The following is a 15,057-nucleotide window of genomic DNA, read 5'->3' as shown; positions in this document are numbered from 1 at the left end:
CAGTGCCTTGATGACGCAGCACTTTCGCCCGCGCTTGGCCACTACGAAAACTCGTGATAAACGAGATTTCGTAGTTCAATTACGAGATTTCGCAATGGCAACGACGCCAATGCCCGTCGACGATGACGTGGCCCCCGCCATCGACCCGCGCATCGCGGCGTTCGAATCCTCGGTCGAGGCGACACTGCTGGTCGATCCCTTCAGCGACCAGATCGTCGATGCCAATCCCGCCGCCTGCGCCCTGCTCGGATACGACCGTGCCCTGCTGCGGCAGACCCGGGCCAGCACGCTCCACGCCGGCGAGCTTCCGGCCCTCACCGTCTTCACCCAGGCGGTGCTGCACAAGGGCGCCTACTGGACCACGGCCCTCACGCCCCGCCATGCGACAGGGCAAAATCTCCAGCTCGAATATGCCGGCTGCCTGCTGCCGCATGACGGCCGCTCGCTGCTGCTGCTCACGCTGACCGATCTCGAAGCGCGCCGCCGCCGCAATGTCGATGCCGCCGCCGAGGACCACATGCGCGGCGGCATCTCGACCTGGCAGCGGGTCGAGCGCGTGTTCCAGGACATCGAGCGCGAGAACCAGCTGATCCTGCGCGCCGCCGGTGAAGGCATCTATGGTGTCAACGCGGAAGGAAAGACCACCTTCGTCAATCCCGCGGCCGAGCGCATGCTCGGCTGGACCGCCGAGGAGCTGGTCGGCAAGGAGATCCACCCGATCGTCCACCACACCCATCACGACGGCCGGCACTATCACAACCACGACTGCCCGATCTATGCGGCGTTCCGCGACGGCGCCGTGCACCAGGTCGACGGCGAGGTGTTTTGGCGCAAGGACGGCTCGCCGGCCTGGGTCGAATACACCTCCACGCCCATCCGCGATCGCGGCGTTGTGGTCGGCGCGGTCGTCGTGTTTCGCGACGTCAGCCAGCGCCGCGAGGCCGACGAGAAGCTGCATGCCGCGCTCGCCGAGGTCGACCGCCTGCGCGAGCGGCTGGAGCTCGAGAACGCCTATCTCCAGGAGGAAATCCGCATCGAGACCAACCCGCGCGGCATCATCGGTGGAAGCGAGGCGATCCAGAAGACGCTGCGCCAGGTCAAGCTGGTGGCACCGACCACCGCGGCGGTGATGATCACCGGCGAGTCCGGCACCGGCAAGGAGCTGATCGCGCGCGCCATCCACGAGGATTCCACCCGCAGCGACCGGCCGCTGATCCGCGTCAACTGCGCCGCGATCCCGCGCGAATTGTTCGAGAGCGAATTCTTCGGCCATGTCCGCGGCGCCTTCACCGGCGCAACGCGCGACCGCATCGGCCGCTTCGAGCTCGCCGACGGCGGCACGCTGTTCCTCGACGAGGTCGGCGAGATCCCGCTCGAGCTGCAAGGCAAGCTGCTGCGCGTGCTGCAGGAGGGACATTTCGAGCGCGTCGGCCAGGAGCGCACCCGCGCGGTCGACGTCCGCGTCATCGCCGCGACCAACCGCGACCTCAAGCAGGAGGTGCAGCGCGGCCGCTTTCGCGAGGACCTCTATTTCCGCCTCAACGTATTCCCGATCGAGACCGTCCCCTTGCGCGAGCGGCGCGAGGACATCCCCCTGCTCGCCCAGCATTTTTTGACGCGCGAGGGCAAGGCGCTGAAATCGAATTTGCGCCTGTCGGAGGGCGATGCGCGGCGGCTCGCGCGCTACGACTGGCCCGGCAACGTCCGCGAATTGCAGAACGTGATCGAGCGCGCGGCGATCCTGTCGCAGAACGGCCGCTTGCGCATCGACCTGCCCGACACGTCCGGCGTGCAAGCGCCTAGCGGCACCGCGCGCCAGAAGATGGATGCACGCCCCGCCGTCATGACGTCGTCCGAAATGCGCGACCACGAGCGCGCCAACATCCTGGCCGCGCTCGAGGCCTGCGCCGGAAAAGTCTTCGGCCCCGGCGGCGCGGCCGAGATGCTCGATATCAAGCCGACCACGCTGGCCTCGCGGATCAAGGCGCTGGGAATCGCGCCTCGTCCGCGGGCCATGTGATCGCGCGCGCTCACGCCGCCTTGGTCGTCACATCAGACGCAATCGGCAGGCCCTGCTCGATCGGCAGCGAGGGATCGCGCGACCACTCGTTCCAGGAGCCGAAATACATCCGCACGTCCTTCACGCCGGCGTTCTTCAGCGCCAGGAACGTGTTCGAGGCACGCGCGCCCTTGAAGCAGTAGAGATAGACCGGCGTCGTCTGCGAGATGCCGACGGTGGCGCACTCGGCCAAAATCTCGTCCTTGGATTTGAAGCGCGGGCCTTCTGCGGTCGGCTTCATCATGCGGTACCATTCCAGCCAGACCGCGCCGGGGATGCGGCCTTTGCGCGGGCAGAAATCCTTCCCATACGGAGAGGAGCTGTCGCCGATCCACTCGTCGACGTCGCGCACGTCGAGGATCGCGATGCCGGGCTTGCCGACGGCGCCGAGCATCGTTTTCGCATCGATCAGGATCTCGCCGGCTTCCGGCACGATCGCGAACGAGGCCTTGGCCGGCGTCGGCACCTCCTTGGTCACCGGGAAGCCCGCGGCCGACCAGGCATCGAAGCCGCCATGCAGCACCTTCACCTTGGGATAGCCGAGCATGGTGAGCAGGTAATAGCCGCGGCAGGACTGGCCGAATCCGGAGTTCATCGACTGCTCGTAGATCACGGCCGTTTCCTTGCCCGAAAGGCCTGCGCCGCCGAACGCGTCGGCGAATTTTGTCTTCAGCTCGGCCATGCCTTCCGGCGTCGAGGTCGCGAGGAAGGTGAAGATCTCATGCACGTTGACGGCATTGGGCAGGTGCCCGGCGGCGTAGGCATCGGGATTGCGGGTGTCGATGACGACACATGGCTCGGTCTTCAAGAGATCGGCGAGTTCGACGGCAGTGATCAGAACGTCAGTCATGGCAGCCTCTCCGTTGAGGTTGGGGGTCTTCAGGTGGACTCGTAGAATTCAGAAATCGGCGAGCATCTTGCGCAGCTGCTTGGTGGCTGGCGTGACGATCGCGACGAAATAGGCCTCGCGCAGGCGCCGCTGCGCGCGGTGGCTTTTGAGGTAGCCGCGGGCGCCACAATGCAGCATCGCCGCATGCGCCGCCGCGACGCTGGCCTCGCCCGCGCGAAGCCGGAGCGCGATCACCTTGCGCCAGTAAGTCTCCTCCTCGTTGTAGGGATCGCGCGCCAGCGCCATGGTCTCGGCCTCGAGCTCGGCGGCGAGCTCGCGAAAGTGCACCGGCTGCTGCGGCAGATAGCGGTTGATGTGGCCGAGCGGGCTATCCACCTCGTCCATGATGTTGATGCAGTCGCGGATGACGCCGAGCGCCATGCCGGCCTGCAGCAGGATGAAGCCGGCGCGGATCTTCTTGACGAAGGGCGCGGCGGGATCGGCGAGGATCAGCTCGTCCGGTACGAAGACGTCGCGGAACTGCACGCCATAGGTGCCGGTACCGTCCATGGCGAGGAACGGCTTGCACGGCGTCAGCGTGATCGCGGGGTCGGAGCAGTCGGCGAGGAACATGACAGTGCCCTGATCGTCCTCGCGCTCGAAGATGGTGCCGAAGAAATGATCCGGGCCGAGATTGGAGACCCAGGGCAGCGCGCCGCGCACGATGTAGCCACCCTCGACCTTCCGCCCCTTCAGCTTGAGCTTCTCGATGCCGAAAAAGCTCTTCATCGGGTTGGACAGGCCGGTGCCGCCGAGCACGCGCCCGGTCGAGAAGGCGTCGCCAAAACGCCTTGCCAGCTTCAGATTGGTCGAGTTGGCGGCGTACCAGACCAGCGTGTTCTGGCACCAGGCCATGAACGCGGTGGCACCGCAGACCTCGCCGATCACAGCCATCGACTCGATCGCGCAGCGCAAGTCCGCGGGACCTTCCAGGGGCATGTGACTACCCCAGGCGCCGACCGCGCCGAACGCGCGCAGCACCTCGGCCGGATAGACCGAGCCGTCGTCGATGCCGGCTGCGAGCGGCGCGAGCTGCTCCCGCGCGATCCGCGCCACCTCGCCTGCTATGGACGGTGCGGGCTGATCCAGAACTTCGACCCGCGATAAAGCCAGTGAACCCATGATCGTCTCCCGCACCTTGTCCTGTTGCTATTGCTAGATGCCGACCTCGAGATTGACCGGGCGGGTGAAGGTGTTGGCGACCGGCGACCATTTCTTGACATGGGCGACCAGCGCGTTGATCTCGTCCGGCGAGATGCCCTCGCACTCCATGTCGACCTTGACGCGCACATCGGTGAAGCCGACCGGCTTGTCCGACATGTCGCCGGTGCCCCAGACCGCGGTGATGTTGAGGTCGCCTTCGAGCTCGAGCTCGAGCTTGTTGACGATCCAGCCGCGATGCACGGCATTGGCGTGCAGGCCGACCGCAAGGCAGGAGCCGAGCGCGGCGAGCGAGGCCTCCGACGGATTGGGCGCGGTGTCGTCGCCCAGAAGCCCCGGCGGCTCGTCTACGATGTAGGGCGGCAGGTTGCGGATGTAGTTGGCGTGGCGGAATTTTCCCTCCGCTACCGTCTTGCACTTCAAGGTCTTGATGACCTTCGGATTCGCCTTGCCGTTGGCGATCAGTTGCTCGAGGCCATTCTTGTCGATGGGTGCGAGGCAACCCGTCAGCACTGTCTTTTGAACGACGGCAGTCATCAATCTTCTCCCTGGCAGAAGTGGAAATCGGCAGGATACCGAACGGTCTGTTTCCCTGCATGGAGCGTGCCAGAGCCGGCCGAAATCAAAAGGCGAAGCTTTGGAGCCGCTTAAGCCTCGCTGCCTGCGGATTGATCAGCCAGTCCTTGCTCAAAGGCGATGCAGATGGGCTGCCGCATGCGAATCTTTTCAGCGCGGAACAGATGCGGCTTGCTGATGCGGCACGGCTGCGGGTAAGTTTGTCACTATGGCAAAGACGTCATCGAAAAAGAATTCGCCGCACGCCGCCGCAGGCGAGGACGAATCCGCGCGCGGGCGCCTCCTAAGCGCCGCGACGCATCTGTTCTGCAAGAACGGCATCAACGCCACCGGCATCGACGCGATCATCGAGGAAGCCGGCACGGCAAAGACGACGCTCTACAAGCTGTTCGGCTCCAAGACCAATCTCGTCAACGCGGTGCTGGAGAGCGAAGGCAGGCAGTGGCGCGAATGGTTCATCGGCGCCATGGAAGCGGGCGGCGGCGACGCGCAAGCAAAACTGACGCGCATCTTCCCGGCGCTGAAGAGCTGGTTCGCGGAGGAACGCTTCTACGGCTGCCCCTTCATCAACGCCGTCGGCGAGCACGACAAGGACGCAAAACAGTTCCGCAACATCGCGCTGAAGCACAAGAAGATCGTGCTCGGCCATATCGAGAAGCTCGCCGGCGAGCTCGGATCAACCGAGCCCGCGGTGCTGGCGCATCAGCTCGGCCTCATCATCGACGGCGCCATCGTCGCCGCGATGATCTCGCGCGACCCGGGCGTGGCCGATACGGCCGCGCTGACGGCCGGCCCGCTGCTCGGGCAATCCAGGGCAAAAAAGAAGCGCGCGGCGGATCAGCTGGAGGCGGTGTGAGCGCTCCCATCTTGTAGCCCGCATGAGCGAAGCGACATGCGGGGCCTTTCCCCCCGGATATCGCTTCGCTCATCCGGGCTACGACGCTACTCCAACCCGCCTCCCCCACGCCGCACCTGCACCAATCCGCACCTTCCTGCACGGCCACAGTCCCGGCAGCGCCCATTTACCTCGCGTCAAGCACGGCCGGCACAATCGGCTCCTGCCTTAAAAGGCTGTTAGGAGCCGTCGTCGTTGTTGGCCCCCGGGATACGGGGACACTCTGCAATGCAATCGAACGAGGGACTCTACAGCGCGCCGCGATGGCGTCTGGCGCGCTGGCTGGCCGAGCCAGGGCCTGGGGTGCCCGAGGACATCCGGGCCGCGCTCATTGCGCAGCTCCACGGATCGCTGCCGGTCTTTGCCGCCGGCGCCGTCAACACCATTGCGGTCGCCGCCGTGATCGCCGCGCGCAAGCAGACCGCACCCTTCATCGTCTGGCTGGTCATGGAGATCGCGATCTGCCTCGCCCGTCTCCTCGTGCTCGCCAGCGCGCATCGCAGGGCGCGTGAGCACCGCCCCACTCCGACCGACCTTCATCTCCTGCTCGCGGTCGCCTGGAGCGCCAGCGTCGGGTTCGGTGCCATTGCCAGCCTCGCCAGCGGCGACTGGGTCGTCGCCATGCTGGCATCGCTGTCGGCGGCGGCGATGGTCGGCGGCATCTGCTTCCGCAATTTCGGCGCGCCGCGCCTGGCGGGGACCATGATCCTCTTGAGCCTCGGCCCCATCATTCCCGGCGCCGCACTCGCCGGCGAGCCGCTGTTCTACATCGTGTATCTGCAGGTGCCGATGTATCTGGCCGCGATGACGGCCGCCGCCTTTCGCCTCAACCGGATGCTGGTCACCACCATGCGCGCCGAGCGCGAGAACAGCCACCGCGCCCATCACGACGCGCTCACGGGACTGCTCAATCGCGCCGGCTTCATCGAGGCGCTGGGCACGAGGCTTGCCGCGCGCGCCGAACGCCAGTTCGCGGTGATGTTCTTCGATCTCGACAATTTCAAGCCGATCAACGACACGTTCGGACATGCGGCAGGCGACGAAGTGCTGAAAGCGGTGGCCGCGCGCGTGCGCCGGGTGTTGCCTGACGGCACGGTGGTTGCGCGAATGGGCGGCGACGAATTCGTCGTGCTCCTCGACGGCGTCACTCCCGAGATGGCGCAGGAGATGGGACACCGGCTCATCGCCGAGGTTGCCGCCTGCTATGAGCTGGGCGGCGAGATGCGCGCCAGCGTTGGCGCCAGCGTCGGCATTGCGATGTCACCGGATCACGGCGCCGAAGTCGCCGAATTGCTCGCCGTCGCCGATGCCGCGCTCTACGAGGCGAAGTCGGGCGGCAAATCGCGCTGCTGCCTCGCATCGGTCGAGACCAACCTCGCGGCATTGCGCCGGCTGCAACAGAGCAGCCCGAAAGGCCCGATCGCAGGCGCGGCTTGAGCGGGCCGAACCGTGCTCCATCCCCACGGCGAAGCCCGCATGAGCGCCGCGACATGCGGGACCTTTCCCCGGATATCGCGGAGCCTGTCATCGGGCGGCGCTTTGCGCCGACCCGTTGGCTCATCCGGGCTACGACACTGCGCCGTTTTGGTCCAAGCGAGACCCGCAGCTCGTAGGGTGGGTTACGCCCGCAGATGCGCAAAGCGCATCTGCGGGCGTAACCCACCTCTTTGATTTCCTCAGAGACAGAAGAGGTGGGTTACGCCGAGCGGACTGCGCTTTCGCGCAGCCGCATGGCTAACCCACCCTTCGAACCCTACGCGCTCTGCTCGAGCATCCCCTGGAGCCGCACCAGCTCCGCCTCGAGATCACGCTCCACGTCCGCGGCGCGGATCTCCAGCACCCGATAATCCCGCGCCTCCAGCCACGCCCGCCGCGACGCGCGGTCGGCGGCGATGGCTTCCCCCTCGCCCGGGTTGACCAGCTCGATCGCGATCCGGTGCGGGAACGAGACGAAGTCCGGGATGTGCCGCCCCACAGGCGTCTGGCGCTTGAATTGACCGGCGAAGCGGCGGTCGCGGGTCAGGGCCTGCCAGAGCAGGCGCTCGGCGTCGGTCGGGTTGCGGCGGAGCAGCCGGGCGAGCCCGCGCACGGTCGAGCCGCTGTCGGGCGCGCCGCCGCCCTGGCCGTGCTCGGCCAGTAGCGCGCGCAGGCGCGTGGCCTGCTCGCCGTCGAGCACGCCGCCCTTGGCCGGGCCCTTGCGCCCCTCCGCGATCGCCATGACGACGCCATGGAGGGTGTGCATGTCCTGCTTGGTCGGCTCCATCCGGCTGAAGATGTTGCGCAGGTTGACCAGCATGGTGTCGCGCTTCTCGGCGGGCCGCAGGAACTCCACCTTGTCGAGCTCGCGCACGAGATTGTCGAAGAAGGCCTGCATCTGGTGCTGCGAGGCGCGCTCGGACCGTTCAGGCATGGCGTGCGGCAGTTCGCCTGATGTCGCCAGCTTGAACCATTCATAGCCGATCAGCAGCACGGCCTGGGCGAGGTTGAGCGAGGCAAAGCCCGGATTGACCGGGAAGGTGATGATGCGGTTGGAGAGCCCGACCTCCTCGTTGGTCAGGCCCCATCGCTCGCGGCCGAACAGGATACCGGCCTTGCCGCCGGTCGCGACGTGCCCAGCAATCTCGCTGGCTGCGGCCTCCGGCCCGACCACGGGCTTGGCCTGGTCGTGGGGGCGAGCCGTGGTGGCGAACAAGAGGTCGAGGTCGGCGACCGCCTCCTCGACCGTGCCAAACAATTCGACCTTTTCCAGAATGTGGTCGGCGCCGGCCGCGGCGCGTTGGGCGGCGATATTGGGCCAGCCGTCCCTGGGGTTGACGATGCGCAAGGCGCCAAGCGCGAAATTGCCCATGGCGCGCGCGGCCATGCCGATGTTTTCCCCCAGTTGCGGCTCGACCAGGATGACGATGGGACCGTCGAGGGAAAGGCCCGTCTTGCTCTTGTCAGTCCCCGACATCTCGCTTCGCTTTCACTCTTCGTCTCAAGGCCTTGGCAAGGCCGCCTCAGGAATTGATTCAAAGCCGGCCGCTGGCCGGCCCGCCCTTGTCCGTCTGTCGTTTGCCTGTCCTGACAAAATTCTCAAGGGAAATAACGGGTTGGATTCGACTTTTGAATCTCGCTTGAAACCTCACCCCCGCCCCGCCCCCCGCTCCCCATCTGGGGAAGCTGGATGAGCTAAAAGTGCATAATCACTTGGCTTTCGCCCGCTGCTATCAGGTGCTAAGAGGCGGCGGATATTCACGTTGGCGCCGTCCGGCGCCGTTCCCAAGAGGGCTTCCCCGATCATGGCAAAAATCAAGGTATCCAATCCCGTCGTCGAACTCGATGGCGACGAGATGACCCGGATCATCTGGCAGTACATCAAGGACAAGCTGATCAACCCGTTCCTGGATGTCGAGCTGCTCTATTTCGACCTGGGCATGGAATACCGCGACCACACCAACGATCAGGTGACCATCGACGCCGCCGAGGCGATCAAGAAGGTCGGCGTCGGCGTCAAGTGCGCCACCATCACCCCGGACGAGGCCCGGGTGAAGGAGTTCAACCTCAAGCAGATGTGGAAGTCGCCGAACGGCACCATCCGCAACATCCTCGGCGGCTGCATCTTCCGCGAGCCGATCATCTGCAAGAACGTGCCGCGCCTCGTTCCCGGCTGGACCAAGCCCATCATCATCGGCCGCCATGCCTATGGCGACCAGTACCGTGCCACCGACATCAAGTTCCCGGGCAAGGGCACCCTCTCGCTGAAGTTCGTCGGCGAGGACGGCACCGTGATCGAGAAGGAAGTGTTCAAGGCTCCGGGCGCCGGCGTCGCCATGGAGATGTACAATCTCGACGACTCCATCATCGACTTCGCCCGCGCCTCGCTCAATTACGGCCTGCTGCGCAACTACCCGGTCTATCTCTCGACCAAGAACACGATTCTGAAAGTCTATGACGGCCGCTTCAAGGACATCTTCCAGGACATCTACGACCGCGAGTTCAAGAAGGAGTTCGAGGCCAAGGGCCTGACCTACGAGCACCGCCTGATCGACGACATGGTGGCCTCGGCGCTGAAATGGTCCGGCGGCTATGTCTGGGCCTGTAAGAACTACGACGGCGACGTGCAGTCCGACACGGTCGCGCAGGGCTACGGCTCGCTCGGCCTGATGACCTCGGTGCTGCTCACCCCCGACGGCAAGACCGTCGAGGCCGAAGCCGCCCACGGCACGGTGACCCGCCACTACCGCGAGCACCAGAAGGGCAAGGAGACCTCGACCAACTCGATCGCGTCGATCTTCGCCTGGACCCGTGGCCTGTCGCACCGCGCCAAGCTCGACAACAATGCCGAGCTCGCCAAGTTCGCCTTGACCCTGGAGAAGGTCTGCGTCGACACCGTCGAGGCTGGCTACATGACCAAGGACCTCGCGCTCCTGGTCGGCGCCGACCAGCGCTGGCTCTCGACCACCGGCTTCCTCGACAAGGTCGCCGAGAACCTCGTCAAGGCGATGGCGGCGTAAGCCGACCGCAATTTCGCCCGACTGGGCCAGACATCATCACGGGCCGCGCGACAAGCGCGGCCCGTTTTTTTGAGAGCTTTTGCGGAGATGCGACCATGTTCATCAAGCTTGCCGCCCCCAGCCTGTTCCTGCTCGCCGCAATGGCCGGGCCGGCTGTCGCCGCGGACCCACTTCCCGACGCGATCGCCGCACCTGGCGAGAGCGTGGTGGTGAGCCTCCACGCCGAGGGCGCGCAGGTCTATGAGTGCAAGGCGGGCACGGACGGCAAGCTCGCCTGGGCCTTCCGCGAGCCGGTCGCCACCCTGCTCTCCGAGGGCAAGACCATCGGCCGTCACTATGCCGGGCCGACCTGGGAGCTTGCCGACAGCAGCGCCGTCGTCGGCAAGGCCATCGGCAACGCGCCGGGCGCCACGGCGGCCGATATCCCCTGGCTGAAGCTGGAGGTCGCCTCCCGCCGCGGCAGCGGCACCCTCACTCCGGTCACCACCGTCCAGCGTATCAACACCCACGGCGGCAAGCTCGACGGCGCGTGTGACAAGGCCGGTGAGTTCAAGAGTGCGCCCTACTCGGCCGATTACATTTTCCTGAAGAAGGGCTGAGAGCGATGCTCTTCATGGTGATCGAACGCTTTAGGGATCGCGATCCCATCCCGGTCTACCGGCGCGTGCGCGACGAGGGCGTCAAGTTTCCGGAAGGGCTGAAGTATCACGGCAGCTGGATCGAGCCGAATTTCGACCGCTGCTTCCAGCTGATGGAATGCGACGACGCCCGCCTGCTGCAGGAATGGGTGTTGAACTGCCAGGGCAATGGCATGACCTTCGAGATCGTGCCTGTCGTGCCCAGCAAGGAGACGCGCGAGGTCGTCGCGCCCTTCCTCGACGGCGCGTAACGGCTACGCAGGCGGGCCATCTTCCTGTTGGGCCTGCGCCAGCTCTGCCGCCGCGAGATCGCCGCTGTCGGCGAGCCGCGCCTTGGCGGTGGTATGGACGTGCTCGGCCAGCGTCGGCATGCGCTCGATCAAAGCGTGAAAATCCTGGGCGTCGAGCACGAGCAGCCGCGTCTTGCGCGTCGCCGTGACCGTGCCGCTGCGTTTGGTCTTGTGCAGCAGCGCGATCTCGCCGAAGAAGGTGCCGTCGGCAAGCCGCACCTGCTGGCTCGGCAGCGTGATCTCGACCTCACCCGCGGTGATGAAATACATCGACGATGCGGCATCGCCTCGCCGCACCAGGATCTCGCCCTGCTCGATGGTGCGCGCGCGCAGGAGCCGCATGATGTCGGCGATCTCGGACGCGGAGAGATGCGAGAACAGCGGCACCCGCGCCAGCATACCCCAGGTCACCACGAAGTCGCGCCGCTTCACCTCTTCGGCGAACGCGGAGGAGATGATCGCCACCGGCAGCGCGATCATCGCGAAGCCGCTGATGATCGCGAAGGTCGAGATGAACTTGCCGAGCGGCGTCACCGGCACGACGTCGCCATAGCCGACGGTGCCGAGCGTCACGATCGCCCACCACATCGCCTGCGGGATGGTGCCGAGCTTGTCCGGCTGCACGTCGCGCTCGATGGCGTAGAGCAGCGAGGCGAAGGTCAAGACCGCGCCGATCAAGATGACGATGCAGCCGATCAGCGCGCGCCGCTCGGCATGCACGGCGGCGAGCAGCGAGCGCATCGCCGGCGAATAGCGGATCAGCTTGAAGAACGGCAGCACGCCGAGCCCGGCCAGCGTCGCGTGCCGGCCGGTGGCGAGCACGATCGCCGCCGGCAGGAACGCCATGAGGTCGATGATGCCGAGCGCGGAGAAGGCATAGGACAGCCGGTCGGACAGCGCTGAGCCTGTGCGCTGGGTGTGCCCCGCCACCGTCCACAGCCGCGCCAGATATTCCAGCGCGAACACGATGACGGCGAGGACGGCGATCGCGCTGAACAGCATGTCGAACCGCGCGTCGAGCTCCGGCACCGAGGCGAGGATCATCGCGGCCACATTGAGCACGATGACGGCGATGATGAGCTGGATGAAGCGCGATCCGACCGAATAGGCCAAGGGATCGTGCTCCAGCAATTCGTAGAGGCGATCCCGTAAGTCGGGATCGCCAAGTCCACGTCCTCGCGGAACGAGGCGCATGGCGATTTACGCGCCTGCCATCGCTTTTTCGATCGCCGCGAGCGCCGCGGTCGCGTTGGCGCCGTCGGGGCCGCCGGCCTGCGCCATGTCGGGCCGGCCGCCGCCGCCCTTGCCGCCGAGCGCCTCGGAGGCGACGCGCACGAGGTTCACGGCGTTGAAGCGCGCGGTGAGGTCCGGCGTGACGCCGACCACGACGCCGGCCTTGCCGTCCTCGGTGACGCCGACGATCGCGACGACGCCGGAGCCGATCTGCTTCTTGCCGTCGTCGGCAAGGCCCTTGAGATCCTTCATCTCGATGCCCTCGACCGCGCGCGCCATCAGCTTGACGTCGCCGACCTCGCGCACGCCGCTCGCTGCGCCGTTGCCGCTGGATGCGCCGCCGCCCATCGCGAGCTTCTTGCGGGCGTCGGACAGCTCGCGCTCGAGCTTCTTGCGCTCCTCCATCAGCGCGGTGATGCGCGCCGGCACGTCGTCGATCGAGGTGCGCAGCTCGTTCGCCGCGGTCTTCGCCAGCGCCATGGTCTCGTTGGCGTGTTTTCGCGCGTAGTTGCCCGTTAACGCCTCGATGCGGCGCACGCCGGAGGCGACCGCGCTCTCGCTCGTGAGCGTGATCAGGCCGATATCGCCGGTGCGCTTGACATGCGTGCCGCCGCAGAGCTCGACCGACCAGCCGAGCGTGTTGGCGCCGCGCTCGCGCGCGGTTCTGCCCATGGAGACGACGCGGACCTCGTCGCCATATTTCTCGCCGAACAGGGCGCGCGCCCCTGCTTCCCGAGCCTCATCCACGCCCATGACTCGCGTGGTGACCTCGTCATTCTCCAGCACCACGTCGTTGGCGATGTCCTCGACGCGGGCAAGCTCCTCCGCCGTGATCGGCTTCGGATGCACGAAATCGAAGCGCAGGCGGTCCGGCGCGACCATCGAGCCGCGCTGGGCGATGTGGTCGCCGAGCACCTGGCGCAGCGCCTCGTGGATCAGATGCGTCGCCGAATGATGCGCGCGGATCGACGAACGCCTGGAATGATCGACCTCGAGCTGCAGCGCAGTGCCGAGCTTGAGCTCGCCGCTCTCCACCGTGCCGACGTGGACAAAGAAATCGCCGAGCTTCTTCTGCGTGTCGGTGACACGGAACTTGATGCCGCCTTCGCCGGTGAGCACGCCGGTGTCGCCGACCTGGCCGCCGGACTCCGCATAGAACGGCGTCTGGTTCAGCACGAGCGCACCGGTCTCGCCGGCCTTGAGGCTGGCGACTTCCTGGCCGTCCTTGACCAGCGCGGACACCACGCCCTCGGCGCTCTCGGTCTCATAGCCCAGGAACTCGGTGGCGCCGAGCTTTTCGCGCAGCGGGAACCAGATTGCTTCGGAAGCAGCTTCGCCCGAGCCTTTCCAGGACTCGCGCGCCTTGGCCTTCTGGCGCTCCATCGCGTCGGTGAAGGCGGACTGGTCGACGCCGATGCCGCGCGACTTCAGCGCGTCCTGGGTCAGGTCGAGCGGGAAGCCGTAGGTGTCGTACAGCGTGAAGGCGACGTCGCCGTCGAACATGTCGCCCTTCTTCAGGGAGGCGCTCTTCTCGTCGAGGATGGCAAGGCCGCGCGCGAGCGTCTTGCGGAAGCGGGTCTCTTCCAGCCGCAGCGTTTCCTCGATCAGCTTCTCCGCGCGCATCAGGTCGGGATAGGCCTGGCCCATCTCGCGCACCAGCGCCGGCACCAGGCGATGCATCAAGGGATCCTTGGCGCCCAAGAGCTGCGCATGGCGCATCGCGCGGCGCATGATCCGGCGCAGCACATAGCCGCGCCCCTCGTTCGAGGGCAGCACGCCGTCGGTGACGAGGAAGGCTGAGGAACGCAGATGGTCGGCGATGACGCGGAACGAGGCGACCGTCTGCTCCTTGGGCCCGCTGCCGAGCGCGGACGACGTCGCGTCGATCAGGTGACGGAACAGGTCGGTCTCGAACACGCTGTCGACGCCCTGGAGGACGCAGGCCATGCGCTCCAGGCCCATGCCGGTGTCGATCGAGGGACGCGGCAGATCCACGCGCTCCTCCTTCGTCACCTGCTCGTATTGCATGAACACGAGATTCCAGAACTCGAGGAAGCGGTCGCCGTCCTCCTCCGGCGAGCCGGGAGGCCCGCCCCAGATGTGCTCGCCGCGATCGATGAAGATCTCCGAGCATGGGCCGCACGGCCCCGTGTCGCCCATCGCCCAGAAATTGTCCGAGGTCGGAATGCGGATGATGCGGTCGTCGGAGAAGCCGGCGATCTTCTTCCAGAGGCCCGCCGCCTCGTCGTCGGTGTGATAGACCGTGACGAGCAGCTTGTCCTTCTTCAGCCCGTACTCCTTGGTGATCAGCTTCCAGGCGAGCTCGATCGCGCGCTCCTTGAAGTAATCGCCGAACGAGAAATTGCCGAGCATCTCGAAGAAGGTGAGATGGCGCGCGGTGTAGCCGACATTGTCGAGGTCGTTGTGCTTGCCGCCGGCGCGCACGCATTTCTGCGACGTGGTCGCGCGCTGGTAAGGCCGCTTCTCGACGCCGGTAAAAACGTTCTTGAACTGCACCATGCCGGCATTGGTGAACATCAACGTCGGGTCGTTGCGCGGCACCAATGGCGAGGACGGCACGATCTCGTGGCCGTTCTCGGCAAAGAAGTTCAGAAAGGTCGACCTGATCTCGTTGACGCCGCTCATGTTCATCCAATCGGGTGTGCTTGGACCCGCTGCCGCCGTCCAAACCGGAAATTAAGGCTGATATCTGCGGGCCAAAGCGCTTTTAGACAAGGCCAGCTTCGCTGTCCAGAAACTGTGCAAGGAGATCAGAGGGTTGCCGCAGGCGCTCAATCCGGTTGAAAGGCGCTGAAGGCG

12 protein-coding genes are annotated in these 15,057 nt (G+C 66.0%); 6 read left to right on the top strand and 6 right to left on the bottom strand.

All coding sequences use genetic code 11. The annotated features are described in order from the left end of the window. Positions 1 to 94: 94 nt before the first annotated feature. Positions 95 to 2,020 (top strand): sigma 54-interacting transcriptional regulator, encoded by a 1,926-nt coding sequence (locus JQ592_RS15735; RefSeq protein WP_211403744.1) that lies wholly within the window; start codon positions 95 to 97, stop codon positions 2,018 to 2,020. A gap of 10 nt (positions 2,021 to 2,030) precedes the next feature. On the opposite strand, the gene JQ592_RS15730 is transcribed toward JQ592_RS15735, so the two are convergent. Genes JQ592_RS15730 through JQ592_RS15720 form a run of 3 tightly spaced genes read right to left on the bottom strand, consistent with a single transcriptional unit; the run spans position 2,031 to position 4,646 of the window. Then, the gene (locus JQ592_RS15730; protein ID WP_211403743.1) at positions 2,031 to 2,909 is read right to left on the bottom strand and encodes a sulfurtransferase; all 879 of its coding nucleotides are present in this window, start codon (positions 2,907 to 2,909) and stop codon (positions 2,031 to 2,033) included. Positions 2,910 to 2,957: 48 nt separating this feature from the next. Continuing rightward, on the bottom strand, positions 2,958 to 4,070 hold the full coding sequence (locus JQ592_RS15725) for an acyl-CoA dehydrogenase family protein (protein ID WP_211403742.1): 1,113 nt from the start codon (positions 4,068 to 4,070) through the stop codon (positions 2,958 to 2,960). 33 nt (positions 4,071 to 4,103) lie between these two features. Continuing rightward, positions 4,104 to 4,646: an OsmC family protein gene (locus JQ592_RS15720; protein WP_063682428.1), complete on the bottom strand. Its 543-nt coding sequence runs from the start codon at positions 4,644 to 4,646 to the stop codon at positions 4,104 to 4,106. 247 nt (positions 4,647 to 4,893) lie between these two features. Between JQ592_RS15720 and JQ592_RS15715 the strand changes: the two genes are divergently transcribed. Then, entirely contained in the window at positions 4,894 to 5,541 is a 648-nt protein-coding gene (locus JQ592_RS15715) for a TetR/AcrR family transcriptional regulator (protein ID WP_211403741.1), read from the top strand. Positions 5,542 to 5,808: 267 nt separating this feature from the next. Beyond that, positions 5,809 to 7,017 carry a GGDEF domain-containing protein gene (locus JQ592_RS15710; protein WP_211403740.1) on the top strand — a complete coding sequence of 403 codons (1,209 nt, stop codon included), beginning with the start codon at positions 5,809 to 5,811 and terminating at the stop codon, positions 7,015 to 7,017. A gap of 316 nt (positions 7,018 to 7,333) precedes the next feature. On the opposite strand, the gene JQ592_RS15705 is transcribed toward JQ592_RS15710, so the two are convergent. Further along, positions 7,334 to 8,533 carry a TrmJ/YjtD family RNA methyltransferase gene (locus JQ592_RS15705; protein WP_211403739.1) on the bottom strand — a complete coding sequence of 400 codons (1,200 nt, stop codon included), beginning with the start codon at positions 8,531 to 8,533 and terminating at the stop codon, positions 7,334 to 7,336. A gap of 328 nt (positions 8,534 to 8,861) precedes the next feature. Between JQ592_RS15705 and JQ592_RS15700 the strand changes: the two genes are divergently transcribed. From JQ592_RS15700 to JQ592_RS15690, 3 genes are all read left to right on the top strand, one after another. Beyond that, positions 8,862 to 10,076, top strand: coding sequence for an NADP-dependent isocitrate dehydrogenase (locus JQ592_RS15700; protein ID WP_211403738.1), 1,215 nt, complete (start codon positions 8,862 to 8,864; stop codon positions 10,074 to 10,076). Between the two features lie 95 nt (positions 10,077 to 10,171). Beyond that, entirely contained in the window at positions 10,172 to 10,675 is a 504-nt protein-coding gene (locus JQ592_RS15695; RefSeq protein ID WP_211403737.1) for a DUF3455 domain-containing protein, read from the top strand. Positions 10,676 to 10,680: 5 nt separating this feature from the next. Continuing rightward, complete coding sequence (locus JQ592_RS15690) at positions 10,681 to 10,965, top strand: DUF3303 domain-containing protein (RefSeq protein WP_211403736.1); 285 nt, start codon at positions 10,681 to 10,683, stop codon at positions 10,963 to 10,965. A gap of 3 nt (positions 10,966 to 10,968) precedes the next feature. Here JQ592_RS15690 and JQ592_RS15685 read toward each other — a convergent pair whose 3' ends face one another. Next, positions 10,969 to 12,198 carry a cyclic nucleotide-gated ion channel gene (locus tag JQ592_RS15685; RefSeq protein WP_211403735.1) on the bottom strand — a complete coding sequence of 410 codons (1,230 nt, stop codon included), beginning with the start codon at positions 12,196 to 12,198 and terminating at the stop codon, positions 10,969 to 10,971. Between the two features lie 6 nt (positions 12,199 to 12,204). Beyond that, a complete protein-coding gene (gene alaS, locus JQ592_RS15680; RefSeq protein WP_211403734.1) occupies positions 12,205 to 14,883 on the bottom strand; it encodes an alanine--tRNA ligase in 2,679 nt (892 codons plus the stop codon). Positions 14,884 to 15,057: the final 174 nt, after the last annotated feature.

This window comes from Bradyrhizobium iriomotense (assembly GCF_018129405.1).
GTDB classification, from domain to species: domain Bacteria; phylum Pseudomonadota; class Alphaproteobacteria; order Rhizobiales; family Xanthobacteraceae; genus Bradyrhizobium; species Bradyrhizobium iriomotense_B.
Note: the sequence above shows the minus strand (reverse complement) of the source record. Positions and strands in the feature narration are given on the sequence as shown.

Excerpts from the sequence above, each read along its gene's own strand:
- JQ592_RS15735 (WP_211403744.1), top strand. The coding sequence starts at position 95 with ATGGCAACGACGCCAATGCCCGTCGACGATGACGTGGCCCCCGCCATC.
- JQ592_RS15730 (WP_211403743.1), bottom strand. The coding sequence starts at position 2,909 with ATGACTGACGTTCTGATCACTGCCGTCGAACTCGCCGATCTCTTGAAG.
- JQ592_RS15725 (WP_211403742.1), bottom strand. The coding sequence starts at position 4,070 with ATGGGTTCACTGGCTTTATCGCGGGTCGAAGTTCTGGATCAGCCCGCA.
- JQ592_RS15720 (WP_063682428.1), bottom strand. The coding sequence starts at position 4,646 with ATGACTGCCGTCGTTCAAAAGACAGTGCTGACGGGTTGCCTCGCACCC.
- JQ592_RS15715 (WP_211403741.1), top strand. The coding sequence starts at position 4,894 with ATGGCAAAGACGTCATCGAAAAAGAATTCGCCGCACGCCGCCGCAGGC.
- JQ592_RS15710 (WP_211403740.1), top strand. The coding sequence starts at position 5,809 with ATGCAATCGAACGAGGGACTCTACAGCGCGCCGCGATGGCGTCTGGCG.
- JQ592_RS15705 (WP_211403739.1), bottom strand. The coding sequence starts at position 8,533 with ATGTCGGGGACTGACAAGAGCAAGACGGGCCTTTCCCTCGACGGTCCC.
- JQ592_RS15700 (WP_211403738.1), top strand. The coding sequence starts at position 8,862 with ATGGCAAAAATCAAGGTATCCAATCCCGTCGTCGAACTCGATGGCGAC.
- JQ592_RS15695 (WP_211403737.1), top strand. The coding sequence starts at position 10,172 with ATGTTCATCAAGCTTGCCGCCCCCAGCCTGTTCCTGCTCGCCGCAATG.
- JQ592_RS15690 (WP_211403736.1), top strand. The coding sequence starts at position 10,681 with ATGCTCTTCATGGTGATCGAACGCTTTAGGGATCGCGATCCCATCCCG.
- JQ592_RS15685 (WP_211403735.1), bottom strand. The coding sequence starts at position 12,198 with ATGCGCCTCGTTCCGCGAGGACGTGGACTTGGCGATCCCGACTTACGG.
- alaS (WP_211403734.1), bottom strand. The coding sequence starts at position 14,883 with ATGAGCGGCGTCAACGAGATCAGGTCGACCTTTCTGAACTTCTTTGCC.